This window comes from Marinobacter mangrovi (assembly GCF_016798325.1).
Lineage (GTDB): Bacteria > Pseudomonadota > Gammaproteobacteria > Pseudomonadales > Oleiphilaceae > Marinobacter_A > Marinobacter_A mangrovi.
In genome coordinates, this window is sequence record NZ_JAERVO010000003.1 from 488,616 (window position 1) to 501,935 (window position 13,320).

Sequence of the window (13,320 nt, forward strand, 5' to 3'; positions counted from 1 at the left end):
GGCACCGGGCCCACTCCCTTCTTCGATTTCGTATCCAGGATGATCCATGTCGACGGACCGCAGCGAGCTTGAATCCATAGTCAGGGAAGGAACCGCCTTTGAAACCATTCAGAAGCGACTGAAAGAACAGGGCCGCCAGCTCCGCTCATCGGTCGAATCCTTGAACACCACACGGTCGGAGCTTTTTGGCAGCGCCGGTATGCAGGTGCTAGGGCGTGGGCGTATCCGGACAGAGAACAACTCGGTGGCGCGGGATGTTGTGCGCATCGGGGATCGTCTGCTGTTCGGGTTCAATGTTCAGCTTGGGCTTCGCAAAGCCCTCGCGATTGGGGACGTCTTCCGCCTCTATGGTCTGAAGGACTCCGAGGACGGTTTCGAGGTGACCGAAGCGCCCATTGAGGGCAGCTTCCTGGAAGACCGTCGCTTCCAGACGGATTTCCGGGAACTACAGCAGTATTACAGCTACGCCACGCTGTCCCAGTTGGCGATCATGAGCGGCATGCTGCTGATGTCCTTCCGTATTGGAGAGAAACTGAGCGATCGTCGGGTCTTTCGTTGGGAATTGGCGGCGAATGGGGAAGTCAGCCGCTATGTGGACAATCGCGGCGAGCGTGATCTGGTGTTTCCCGGCCGGTTCAGCTTCCCGTGGGTGACCGCGGGGCGCGACAATCAGGTCCAGGGCCGGGCCCCGCACCTCAACATCGCGGATACCCTTTTCATCGATAACCTGCGCGGCGACATTACCTTCAAGGTTGAAAACAACACCAAAACCGGCGAAGGCATCTTCTCTGATCCGGTCGACTCTGACTCCCAGTCACTCGACGATGCGACTTTCGAGTATGCGGACCTCGGGGAGGTCATTCTGGTTCGCATCCTGCCATTCGGCGAAGATCATTGGCGCTACTATCTGTTCAACCGCGTCACGAAACTGGTGGAGCGTAACGATGCCATGGGAGGATCCGTCGTGACCCTGCCGGAGAACCATGGCCTTATTTTCCCGACCGGCTATTACCTGTCCAGCGGCGAGCTAAAGACGTTTGCCGTCCCCGATGTGGATCTCCGTTTCGAACGTGCGATCCGTTCGCCGAACGGCGAAGACGTTCTCTACGTGTTCTACGGGGAAGATGCGGGCGAGGTGGTGCTCTATCGCTACAACCTCATCCGAAAGGAAGCTGATGCGCCGATGATCGGGCATGGTTTTGCCCTGTTCGAAAATGGCCATCTCGCCATTTTCAACGCGGACAGCGAACCAACCCTCGTTCATCCGCTTCAGCTCTGGACGACGCCGTTCATGTCCGAGAGCTATCACGCCCAGGACGCCGTGGGTAATGACACCCTCATGGGTCGTATTGGGAACCCGGAACTGGTCAGAGGCATCGCCGAGATTAATTCCATCGTCACTCTGGTGGAAAAGTCGACGGCTTCCGAACAGCACTACACCACACTGATCCGGACGTCCGACCGGGTACTCAATCAGTTCTACTGGATCGGAGAGCTTGGTGACGAGGTGCAGGGCAATGACCTTGCCGGTCAGTTGGCCCAGGTACGAAAGACCGCCGAGCTGATGCTGGACGAGTACGAAAAAGTCCAGAGCATTCGCAGCCAGACCGCTATGGCCGTCAGCGAAGCGGGTGAAGTCCAGGGAAAGCTGTTGCGGAGCCTCAAGCCTGACAGCTGGAAAACCCCCGACCAGTTCGTGGCGCACCTCAAGCAGGTGCGTGATCATCGCGGGGTCGTACGGACCTTGCGGGATCGTCGTTACATCGACGAATCGGCCATCGAGGCACTGGAGCAGGAACTGGACCAGGCCGAGCAGCGACTGACGGACCGTACGTTTAACTTCCTGGCGACGCCGGCGGCGCTGGATGGGTACCGCAAGACCCTGGCGGATCTCGCCCAGTCCGTGAACGACGCCTCGTCAAGGGACGAACTGGCCAAGTGCGTCGAACAGTACCGCGAACTTACCGCCGGGTTGGATATGATCCAGGGCATGCTGGCTTCCCTGTCCGGCGACAATGCGAGCCTGGAAACCCAGATTACCGAGAACATCTCGGGCATCTACGCCCGGATCAACCAGCAGCGGTCCGAGGCCGAGATTCGCCTTAAGGAGCAAGGCAGCCAGGAGGCCAAGGCGCAGTTTGCGGCCCGTATGCGGCTGTTTGAGCAGAGTCTGTCCAACGGTGTCGGGGCGCTGACAGAACCGGACGCCTGCGATGGCCTGATGACCCGGATGCTGGATCAGCTTCAGGAACTGGAAAGCCAGTTCGGTGAGTATGATGAGTTCCTGGCCGCCATCCTGGAACAGCGGGAGGCTGCCCACGAGAGCATCGAGGCGCGCCGCCAGCAGTTGCAGGACCAGCGCCAACGTCGCATTAACACGCTGAACGATGCGGCGGATCGCATACTTCGCAACATCGCGCGCCGCACTGAGCGTTTCGAAAGTCAGGAAGAACTGCACGCCTTCTTTGCCTCCGACGCCATGGTGGCCAAGGTCCGCAGCATGGCCCAGGAGCTGCGCGATATGGGCGCCAGCATGGAGGCCGATGACTGCGAGGGGCGGTTGGCGTCGGAACGGGATTCGGCGTTACGCAGCGTTCGTGATCGTGCCGACATCTACGAGGATGGCGGGCAGGTCATACGCCTGGGGCCGCGTCACCGGTTTTCCGTCAATCGCCAGGAGGTGGACCTGACGCTGGTCCCCCGGGACGATCGGGTCTTGCTCCATATGACCGGTACGCAGTATTACGAGCCCATCGAGGACGCCGAGTTGGAATCCCTGAAGTCATACTGGGACATGAGCCAGCCGTCGGAGTCGGAAGCCGTATACCGGGCGGAGTACCTGGCCTTTCTGGTGATGGGCGCCTTGCAGGAAGAGACCGAGGAATCCGTCAACGTCGCCAACCGCGACGAACTTGCCGACTATATCCGGCGGTTCGCGTCGCCGAGGTACCGAGAAGGCTATGAGAAAGGCATCCACGATCACGACGCGGCACTGATCGTCAGCACCCTGTGGCCGGCGATGCAGAGCGCAGGCCTACTTCGCTTTGGGCCGTTGCCGCGGGCGCTGGCGATGCTTTATTGGGCTCGGATTGAACCGGATCAGGGTGCTGCCCGGGTGTTGCGTTCGCGTTGCCTGTCGGCGGGCATCCTCAATCGCCTGATGAACGCGACCGAACTGATGACCACACTGGTCGAGGAAGTTCGCCCAGACCTCGCGGCGTTCGCCGCGCAGCATGACCTGCCGGCTGACGATGTGATTCTGGACAGTGCGGCGGAATACCTGGTCGTTCAATTGGCTGATGAGACCGGTGACTTCGAGGTGACCCAGTACGCCAGCAGTCTGGCCAACGGGTTCGCGGAGGGCATGAAACAGAAGGGTCAGTACAGTCAGTTCGAGGAAGCGCTGGCCGTGGTGGCCGATCAGCCGGGCCCACGCTGGCGTATTACATCGCACTGGCTGACGGCCTGGGCAAAACAGTTTGGTGATGCCGCCACATTGCATTATCTGCCAGAAGCAATCGCTATGCTCAATGTGGGCGCTCGTCTGTCATTTCACGCCCGCAACGTAGAGTTGGCGTTTACGATTGAGGGGTTGCTGGGTCAGCACCCGCGCATTCAGGACCGCACGCTATCCCTGCAGCTTGATGAAGTCGATCAGCGCCTCCGCCATCACCGCGATGTGGTCATTCCTGGATGGAATCGATTGCAGGAAGTTCGTCAGGATGTGTTGGCCCGCTGGCGGGATCGCCTCCGACTGGAGGAATTCAAGCCGCGTCCACTGTCCTCGTTCGTGCGCAACAAGCTGATCAGCGAGAGTTATTTGCCCTTGATTGGTGACAACCTGGCCAAGCAGATGGGCACGGTGGGCGAGGATCGCCGCACCGACCTGATGGGCCTGCTGATGATGATCTCCCCGCCGGGCTACGGTAAGACCACTCTGATGGAATACGTCGCCAGCCGGCTGGGCCTGATCTTCATGAAGATCAACTGCCCGAGCCTGGGCCATGACGTTATCTCTCTGGACCCGGAAAAGGCTCCGCATTCCACCGCGGAAGCCGAGCTGATCAAGCTAAATTTGGCGCTGGAGATGGGCAACAACGTCATGCTGTACCTGGACGATATCCAGCACACGCATCCTGAGTTCCTGCAAAAATTCATCTCTCTCTGCGATGGCAGTCGACGAATTGAAGGGGTCTGGCGCGGGCGCACTCGAACGTACGATATGCGTGGAAAACGCTTCTGTGTGGTCATGGCCGGTAATCCCTACACCGAGAGCGGTGACGTATTCCAGGTGCCGGATATGCTTGCCAACCGGGCGGATATCTACAACCTCGGTGATGTGCTCAGCGGTATGGAAGATGTATTCGCCCTGTCCTATATCGAGAACAGTCTCAGCTCCAATAAGGTTCTGGCGCCGCTGGCCACGCGGGGTATGGACGACTTCTACCGATTTGCCGATCTGGCCGGGGGCCGGGAGGTGCCCAGTTCTGAGTTCGAACATGATTACAGCGGCGCTGAGCGAGAGGAAATTGTCAGTCTGTTGCAGAAAATGATTCGGGTGCGTGAAGTCGTCTTGAAAGTGAACCAGGCGTATATCGCGTCCAGCGCGCAGGCAGAGGCCTATCGAACCGAGCCGCCATTCCGGCTTCAGGGCAGTTACCGCAATATGAACAAACTGGCTGAGAAGCTCTCCCCGGTCATGAGTGACGATGAGCTGGAAGACCTCATTGACGATCACTATCTCGGGGAAGCGCAGTTGCTGACTCAGGGCGCCGAGGAAAACCTGCTCAAGCTGAAGCACTTGCGGGGCACTCTGACAGAAGAAGAAAGCGGGCGCTGGCTCTCGATCTGCGAGGAATTCCAGCGCCGCCAGATGGCCGGTGGTGACGAGGAGACCGGCGCCAAGGTTGTGCGGCAACTTGGGCTGATCGTCGAAACTCTGGCTAAGCTGCGTGACTCGATTCCCGGCCAGGAAGGGGCGTCGAATGTCATCCGGGACATCCTGTCGGCACAGCAGGCCGACTTTGGTCGTTTTGCAGAGACGCTTCGGGATGGCCTAAAGGGGGTTAACGTCGAGCCCGCAGTCACGGTCAATGTCGCCAGCCCGGCCGGATTGGGCGAAGCCCTGCAGGCGTTCGCCGACGTTTTTGAGCAGACTGTAGTGCCGCTTGTGCAACTCATGGACGGCAAGCTGGGCCTGGATCTCAAAACCCAGACGGAGATGAGCCGGGTATTGCGCACTGTGGAGGCCCTGCAGGCTCAGATCGAGGCGCGTGCGGAGTAAATTCGTCCCTCAGAGATCAGGGGCGACAATTAACAAGGAGTGTTTGTGAGCACATTGGAAGTGTTTCTCGAGAGCCGGGAGAAAGATGGCGTTTGGCTATTCAATCGCCGCTGGCGGGATTGCCCGTTCTACGGGATCTATGATGACGAACGCGGCGACGACGTATGGCAGTCGTCTTCGGATTTTTATCTGCAAAATGCCAGTTCTTGGGTGACTCTCAGCCGTTGCGATGCTGACGACTGAAGGGTTGCTGCGTAGCATCCGGATATAGCGGAAGTGTTTTGATGAGCAGGCCCGTGCCTTTTGAACACCATGGAATGGAAAAATAACCCAAAGGAGTGTGGCTGAATGTACTTGGAGTACGTGCCGGCTGAGCAACAGTATGATTATTATGCGAAAGAGTGTTATGCAAACTCAATGTCTGGGTCGAGTTTTCATGTTTTCCAGAAAAGCGTGCGGCTGGTTGATGATAAAGTCATTGCGGCCTCTTTCATTAAAGGCATAACGGTACTTCGACTTAAAGATATAAAATTCATCGAGTTGAGAGTCGACCATTCTGACGCTTCGGTCTGCTGTAATATATGGGGGCATTCCGGAACAGGTTATATCACGCTTTGTGATTACAGCCTCGTTAATGGGTTAAATGCCGTCGCGGAGGTCAAAAGAAAGGAGTTCGTATCGTTCATCGAGACTTTGCTTGGACGTTTGAAGGAATTGGATCTGGCACAGCAAGTGGAATGCAAATATGTTGGACCAGAAACGATAAAAATTGAACTGATCGAGATGTTTTGGTCTTTTCTCTTTGCGCCAATCGTTATGACTATTCTTATGACGCTCATGATAGTGGTAGGCGTTCCAAGTTCTTCGACCGTAATGACGACAATATGCGTTGTACTCGTTTTCCCGCTCATGTTTTTGGGATGGTATATCAGCCCCCGCGTTGTGGATTCTCTGTGTGAAACGTGTGTGATTACTTATCCGGTGCTTCCGGAACGGCTATTCGAACTGGCCGACGGCGTCATCACCAGAGATTTATCGAAAGAAGACGAGGATAAAAAGTGAGGGGTTGCGCCTAGTCGGCGAGTCGATACGGCGCTGGCCCCTGTCGTTCGGTGGATGATGTGCGGCTTTTGGGCTGATTTTCGAAGTTTCATATTTAGCGAGAGATTATATCTCAAACTATTCATGAGAGTTCATCGGGTGGCGTGCTCACCCTGTTGTTATCGCTGCTCATAGGCATTTCTTTGTTTCCGTTGTGCGCGATGGACAAGGATTAACGGTAGGCTCTGCGTCTGACCCGAACCTTGCCATTCCGTTCTGTTCGTCACCAAGCTGGCTCTTCGTAGAATGAAGGTTCGAATCAAAGCGCGGTATTAAAGTTCAGCTTGATCTCCAGAGAATGCAAGCATGACACCCATGCTGGGAAAAGCGTCGTCGTCCGACTCATCGAAAGAGGTGTTTGGGGCGTCGGCCTTGCAGCTGGAAACCGCCAAGCGACGGGATAACCGTTGGTACTTGGTGGGGCTCAGAGCCGCCAGCGAAGATCGTCTTGGGTCGGATAACGAGAATCCGGGACGACTCGTTAAGAGGCCTTTTGCCCCGAGCTAGACCCAATTTGGAGCCGATGCGAGGTGATGTCTCTGTTGTAGGCGAGCCAGTGACTGACTTGCCAGCTGCGCCCACTGTGATTTCACGGTTCCATTCCGTATAGTCACGGCTGTCTGAAAGCCCGTGTGGTATTATGGCAAGCGCGTAAGCATACAGCGCCTGGCGGAATTCTGCGTTCTTGGTCTCTTCGTCGGCATGCGAGATCCGCGACTGGTCCAGCGACACCGTCCTGCGGACCGAAACGTCTTCGTCCGCCTCCAATGTCTGTTCTTCAATCTGTTCGTACCCTTAGGCGGAGATCACTCTTCTGCGAGTCGATATTTGCGGACGCTAACGAGTCGGCCATCGGGAAAAATGGGCGCTACGATGGCGCCAGTCAGGGATTCCAACTGATCAAACGTGATGGCCTCTATATCCCGGTACAGATGTCCGTCAACGAAACCGGAGAGACCTACGCGGCAATCAGGTGTCCAAGCGGGCGTTTTTCAGTCGCTGGGTGAGTAAGAGTAAAAGAGTTCCCACAATCGTGGTCGGGCACCGATGCCGTATCGGTTGGCCGAGCGATCGCTACATCGTTTAGGCAGCGAAATCGGAAAAAGCTGCAAAACGCGTACTTGATGCGGGAGCCAGTTGGCGTAAGGGCGGCCTGAGCTTTTGCCACTTGCAGACGATTTCAGTTTTGTAATGTGTGTTGTATCATTTGTCCCGCAGTCATCCTGCAGGAGGCAGGGTGTGGAAACCATGGAAAGGATTCGATGTTATTACCCCCCGAAATTTGCTTCGCGGCTATGTCCCTCGAAGTGCTCGAAGACCTGTCTTACGATGTAGTGCGTAAAAATCCAACGGCAACGGTGACGCCGATAAACGCTCGAGGGCGTCCAGCCGACTGGTCGTCTGGAAAGGTTTTTGCGTTTAAGGTCCAGGAGGATGGCCAGAACAAACCCTTCATGATCGTTACGACCAAGTCCGCGATGCTCATGCCGGAAAGAGCCTCTCCCGACGTGTTTGACGTATCGGTCCGTATAGTGCGTGCCCGTGTCAACTACACGGAGCCTCAGCCCGAAATCGCCGTGGGCTTGTTGGCGACGGCCGGTTTTGCAGCTTTGTTTTACTACACGCTAATTCATCAAATCGTCCCACGTGGGCCTTTGATTACCTGCATCGTGCTGGTGGCGGTGTGCTTGCTCTTGGCTGGGCTGATTCTGCTTGTGATGCGGTTGTATAAGGCTCCAGAGCGCGGCCGCAGTAAGTTGGGTGTAGTCTTGCTGCTCCCGGGCCTGTTTGCGGTTATGCCAATAGGCCTCCTTAACCTCCCGTTGCTCCATTACATCCGTCGCAAGCACGGTGAGCAATTGTTGCCCACTCGGGTTGTTTCGACGGAGATCAACTGAGAGCGATCCTAAACCAGACCTGGCAGTCGCGCTGTGACTCGGTGTGATGAATCCGGCCGAGCACGGCAGCGCACTCCGGAATAGTCTGCAATGTGTAGACAGGGCGCATCAAAAGGATCAGCTGTCCCGTGTGCCCGAGACATTAAATGTGATTGATTCCAGAAATCATAACCGGGAATTTGCTGCCCCAACTCTGATGAGGCTTGGGTTCAAGAGATAAGCCATCAAGGATGAAATAGTGAGTGACGAAACTAAAGCCATGTGTATGTCGTGCCAAGGTCCTAATCAGCTTTCCCAGGAAGATCTGGCGCAACTCGGTAAGTCCGAACCGATCGCCTGCGGTGAATGCGGCGCAATGGTAAAAATCAAGCCTGACCCGGATGGAGAGCGGAAGGCGATGTTGTCGGTTTTGACCTTGACCGCCGGAGCTTTGATCGTTTGCGTCGTGGCCTTGATCAATCTATTTGGTGATGCCGGTTTCCCGACTTACTTTGTGGCCATTCCATTCATTTTGATTTCAACGCTTTTGGTGTCGATCCAGAGCGCTAATGTGATCAAACTGCAGCCCGTCGACTGAGGTCACCGGCCTAAGAGGAGGGTGGCCCGCATGTTTGGGACCTCAAGGAGAAACCATCAGTCTTTCAAACCTGCACCTTAATTCCCTTGATATCCGCTCAATTCTGGCCCTTTAAAACTTAACTTGACCTAGGATTTTTCATGTTCAAGTTTTTGCTTCTTTCAAGTTGTACTCGAAGGTTTATAAAGGCTGGCTTCTCCAAGGTGACAATAATACTGACTATGCTGTTTCCGCGGATGGCCAGTGGCTGGCAGGTCATAACGTAAAGGCTTGGGACCGTTCCCGCGAAGCGTATGTGGATCAAAAGGTTTCACACACGATGGACGATCTGGATGTTGAGCAGCGGTAGTCGCGGCCTGTTTCTCTAGGACTTTGGGGGAACATTCAATTTCAAAGATGGTGGAGGAGCAGGGGGTTGACTGATCTTGAGAAGAGTGAACATAGCGGGGCTCCATACTCGGAAACGGCCTATCGCTCCGATGATATTCCCGTTCTGCCCACCGGTGGGCACCCCAAGTTGGATAAGGTATTTGAACGGCTCCCTTGGGGGAATTATCAAACACCGGTCGTTCCCAATACAGTAGAGACTCAACTTGCCTATGCCAGTCTTTTCAAAGATGAAAAGGACACTGAAGATGGGTTTCCGTGGGGTGAAGAAAAGATAGCCATTGGGAAAGGTTTTCTGAACGGGTTTCAGGCATTTTTGTACATTACGTATATGTGTGCTTGGTTGGCTTCGTTAGTTGCTTTGATACCGCTAACAATTAGCTTTTTCTCACTATTTTTACATGGATTCAGCGTCGCCAGCCTTTATAATATTCTATCCGCTTATGGGGTTATGTATGCAATCATAGGGGGGCTTTTTTTCGGAGGAAAATACGGTCGCTTGATGTTGGCTTATCTTACCGAAAAACGCCAAAGAGCAAACCCAACCGGCCTCTATCGCCGCGAAGGGTTGGTCCGCATAAAAACCCGAAAAGAGGTTTTTTCCGCACCCTTTATTGAGTTCGATGCGTATTGTGTCCATTCCCCTTCCGGTCGTGGTGGCCGTTATTACAACCTTGTCCTCCAGCATCGCTACAGCGACGAACAGCTCTGGATGAAGGGGATGGTGGCCGATGTGATGAATCGGCAAGACGTCTACGCGTACTGGGACATGGTCCAGCAGTTCATGGACGTGAGTCACCCTCTGCCGGACGTACCGGTCTTTGAGCCCTTCCGTCATCGCGATCCAGTGACCGCCGAAGAGGACGCCCGTACCGGGCGTGATCCATTCCATTGGCGCAAAATCACGCCGGAATCTTGGCGGGAGCATTACGAATCAAAATATCGAGCGCGGCTACACAATGCGAACTGGAATCGCCCCTGCATTATGGACGCTCGTATTGAAGGGCGCGGGATACCGATCAAGGATGAACCTCAGGGCCGCATGTTGGCTTAGGAGCAAAAGGGCCTGTTCGGAAACGTGGTCAGTCGGGAGATCGTGAAGTACTCGTGGAGCGCCCGTGTCCAGATCCGCATTGGCAAGAAGGACGACCTGATGGTTTTCCCTGCGCCCTTGCCGGACTCTTCATTAACGTACGATAAAAACAATGAAGAACACACCAAGCCGGATTTCTCCGAAACGGACAGGGTTTTCTGGTTCGATGAAAAGGTGGTTCAACGTGGATAGTGTTGTAGAAATGCCGAGGCAGACAACTGGTTATTATGCCGATACCGCCTATCGACCGGATCGCATACCGGAGCAACCTCCCCAGCATGAGGACCACAACCAATCCGCGCTGGGGCGTTTTGGCACCGCGCGCTTGCCGTGGGGGCATACGGAACCGGTTGTACCGATTATTGTTTTCGCGAAGGCCCCCCCAAAACTACTGCGTTGGCATGAAGAGCAGGGGGATCCCCTCGAGGGCACTGGCTATCAGGGGCGGATGGATCATGAGTGCTTTCGGTATGCACCGCTGGCTAGGCGTTTTCAGGTTTTAAATTTGTCCGAGATTTTTTCCAGATTAACGGTCCTTATTTTTGGCCCTTTGATGATATTGACGCTGATTATTGGATCGTTTATTTCGTCAGACAAGAATTACTGGCATAGCTTAATTGACGAGTGGCAATCCTTTGCCATGATGTTTGGAATTCCAATCGGAATCTGGGTTGTTTCCCGGGTTTTGGGGAAGTTATTTTTAGGTTGGTTCTTGAAAGCAGGAAAAGGCCCTCTATGGGAGCTGAACCGCCGCACCGGCATGGTCACCGTATGGACCTACCCTCCAAAATTCCCCTTCATTCCGCGCGGCAAGCCAGAGGTCTTCAAGGTGCCATTTGTGGAGTTTGACGCCTGGGTCAGTACCCGTGGTGACCGGGCCGGGATCCTGAACCGTCTCCATCTGTTCCATCGTTACAGCAAGTGCGATGCGGGCGTTGGTGCCATCGGTGGTAACACCAGCATGCCCGAACCCTGCTATGCCCTTTGGGACTTCGTACAAAACTACATGGACGTGACCCAGCCCTTGCCCGATATCCCGATCTGGGAAGCCCACCGCCACCTGGACCCGGTCACGGCCGAGCACGACCGGCAAACCAACCGCCCGGAACGCTACTGGCGCGATATGGACGACGACACCTTCAAGGCCTGTGAGCGCGAGATGCACTATCGAGTCCACGCACTGCGCATCCTGAGCCGGCCGAACATTATGGCCGAGAAGACGGTTTACGCGAGCTACTAGCCGGTACACGGTTCATCGTTGAGTGGTTTCCCAGGGAAGGGAAGCTGAAATGCAAGCAAACCCTTAATTCACCACAAGGACTGTGAAATGCCCACCCCGCTGTACCAGCGCTGGCTGCCATTCCTGTGCAGCCTCGCCCTGCTATTCCCCGCGTCTGAACTCCACGCCGAAAAACCACAACTCACCCTGGCCCAGGTCTACGAAAAGGGCGATGCCCTCAAAGGCTACTGGGTCAGCGAAAAACTCGACGGTGTGCGGGCCTATTGGGACGGTGAGCACCTGATTTCGCGTCAGGGCCATGCGTTTCATCCGCCGACCTGGTTTACCCGGGATTTTCCGGAGGTACCTCTGGATGGCGAATTGTGGATGGGACGCGGGACGTTTTCCGAGCTGTCCGGGGTGGTGCGCAAGCTCGAGCCGGTGGACAGCGAGTGGCGGCAGGTGCATTACGAGATTTTTGATCTGCCCGGGCGTGATCGCCCGTTTTCGGAGCGGGTGGCTCGCATGCGGTCGATGCTCAAGCCTTCGCCGTCACCCTACCTCGTTATGATCGAACAGACGCCGGCAACCACGCGGGAGGCGTTGATGGCGCGTCTGGACGAGGTGGTTGATGAGGGCGGTGAAGGGCTGATGCTACATCGGGGCGGCGCCCTGTATGAAGCCGGTCGCTCGGACGATTTGCTGAAGGTGAAGCGGTATCAGGATGCCGAGGCCACGGTGGTGGGCTATTCGCCGGGGCAGGGGAAATACGAGGGCATGCTGGGGGCGCTGGTGGTGGAGCGTTCCGATGGCCGCCGGTTCAAGCTGGGTAGCGGGTTCAGTGATGAGCAGCGTGCGGATCCTCCGGCGATCGGGGCGACGGTGACCTACAAATATTATGGGCTGACGTCGACCGGGTTGCCTCGGTTCGCGAGTTTTATGCGGGTTCGGGATGAGGAGCCGGTGGCGGAATAGGAGACGGGGCCCGATGCGGTTCGCTGGGTTCACCGGCATCCTGCGTGTTGCTTTATTTGAGCCCTTCCAGGGTTTTAAGCCATTGCTGGCCGCGGTTGGAGGCCAGGCCATCCGCCCAGCGGGTGGTTTCCGGGAGCCGGTATCGGGTAATGCAGGCCATGACGTGGTCGATGGCGGTGGGCAGGCTGATGCGGTGGCCGGGTGAGATGAAGAGCGGCTTCACACCCGAGCGAGTGCGCAGGACCGCGCCGATGGTTTCGTCGCCATCAACCAGTGGCGTCCATTCGCCTTTGGTGTCGGGCACGGGGCCGTGGGTGCCGGTCAGGCGGCTCTTGCCGACGCCGATGCTGGGTAATCCGGTGAGCAGGCCGATGTGGGTGGCGATGCCGAGCCGTCGGGGATGGGCGATGCCCTGGCCGTCGCAGAGCAGCAGATCGGGCATGGTCTTCAACTGCCTTAACGCGTCCAGAATGACCGGGCACTCCCGGAAGGAGAGCAGGCCCGGCACGTAGGGAAACCGCGTCGGCAACCGGGCCAGTGCGTAATCGACCGGCGTCAGGTCTTCCCGATCCAGCACGACGATGGCTGCCCGTGCCGTCTGGCCATGGTCCTCGAACCCCACATCCACACCCGCCACGGTCCGGACCTCGGGGAGGTCGTCGTCCGTGTTGACTCGGGCACGCAACGACCGCTGCAAAGCAATCGCATCCTTGGGCGTGAGATCGGCCCACTCGGCGCTGAGGTCCGGCAGCATGACCACTCCTTGACGATTCGTTAATGGCGCGT

9 protein-coding genes are annotated in these 13,320 nt (G+C 56.4%); 8 read left to right on the forward strand and 1 reads right to left on the reverse strand.

Features of this window, described 5'->3' with window-relative positions:
• Positions 1-46: 46 nt before the first annotated feature.
• From JL474_RS11895 to JL474_RS11930, 8 genes are all read left to right on the forward strand, one after another.
• A complete protein-coding gene (locus JL474_RS11895; RefSeq protein ID WP_203142223.1) occupies positions 47-5,284 on the forward strand; it encodes a DNA repair ATPase in 5,238 nt (1,745 codons plus the stop codon).
• Between the two features lie 45 nt (positions 5,285-5,329).
• Positions 5,330-5,527, forward strand: coding sequence for a hypothetical protein (locus JL474_RS11900; RefSeq protein WP_203142224.1), 198 nt, complete (start codon positions 5,330-5,332; stop codon positions 5,525-5,527).
• Between the two features lie 105 nt (positions 5,528-5,632).
• Positions 5,633-6,346, forward strand: coding sequence for a hypothetical protein (locus JL474_RS11905; RefSeq protein ID WP_203142225.1), 714 nt, complete (start codon positions 5,633-5,635; stop codon positions 6,344-6,346).
• Between the two features lie 1,301 nt (positions 6,347-7,647).
• Complete coding sequence (locus JL474_RS11910) at positions 7,648-8,283, forward strand: hypothetical protein (RefSeq protein ID WP_203142226.1); 636 nt, start codon at positions 7,648-7,650, stop codon at positions 8,281-8,283.
• A 238-nt stretch (positions 8,284-8,521) separates the two neighbouring features.
• Positions 8,522-8,860, forward strand: coding sequence for a hypothetical protein (locus JL474_RS11915; protein WP_203142227.1), 339 nt, complete (start codon positions 8,522-8,524; stop codon positions 8,858-8,860).
• Positions 8,861-9,275: 415 nt separating this feature from the next.
• Complete coding sequence (locus JL474_RS11920) at positions 9,276-10,301, forward strand: hypothetical protein (protein ID WP_203142228.1); 1,026 nt, start codon at positions 9,276-9,278, stop codon at positions 10,299-10,301.
• Positions 10,302-10,452: 151 nt separating this feature from the next.
• Entirely contained in the window at positions 10,453-11,580 is a 1,128-nt protein-coding gene (locus JL474_RS11925) for a hypothetical protein (RefSeq protein WP_203142229.1), read from the forward strand.
• Positions 11,581-11,667: 87 nt separating this feature from the next.
• Positions 11,668-12,534 carry a DNA ligase gene (locus JL474_RS11930; protein WP_203142230.1) on the forward strand — a complete coding sequence of 289 codons (867 nt, stop codon included), beginning with the start codon at positions 11,668-11,670 and terminating at the stop codon, positions 12,532-12,534.
• 52 nt (positions 12,535-12,586) lie between these two features.
• Here JL474_RS11930 and nfi read toward each other — a convergent pair whose 3' ends face one another.
• Complete coding sequence (gene nfi, locus JL474_RS11935; protein WP_407944061.1) at positions 12,587-13,285, reverse strand: deoxyribonuclease V; 699 nt, start codon at positions 13,283-13,285, stop codon at positions 12,587-12,589.
• Positions 13,286-13,320 lie beyond the last annotated feature (35 nt).

Bases quoted from the DNA above. Each gene is read 5' to 3' on its own strand.
- JL474_RS11895 (WP_203142223.1), top strand. From the start codon at position 47: ATGTCGACGGACCGCAGCGAGCTTGAATCCATAGTCAGGGAAGGAACC.
- JL474_RS11905 (WP_203142225.1), top strand. From the start codon at position 5,633: ATGTACTTGGAGTACGTGCCGGCTGAGCAACAGTATGATTATTATGCG.
- JL474_RS11910 (WP_203142226.1), top strand. From the start codon at position 7,648: ATGTTATTACCCCCCGAAATTTGCTTCGCGGCTATGTCCCTCGAAGTG.
- JL474_RS11925 (WP_203142229.1), top strand. From the start codon at position 10,453: ATGAAGAACACACCAAGCCGGATTTCTCCGAAACGGACAGGGTTTTCT.
- JL474_RS11930 (WP_203142230.1), top strand. From the start codon at position 11,668: ATGCCCACCCCGCTGTACCAGCGCTGGCTGCCATTCCTGTGCAGCCTC.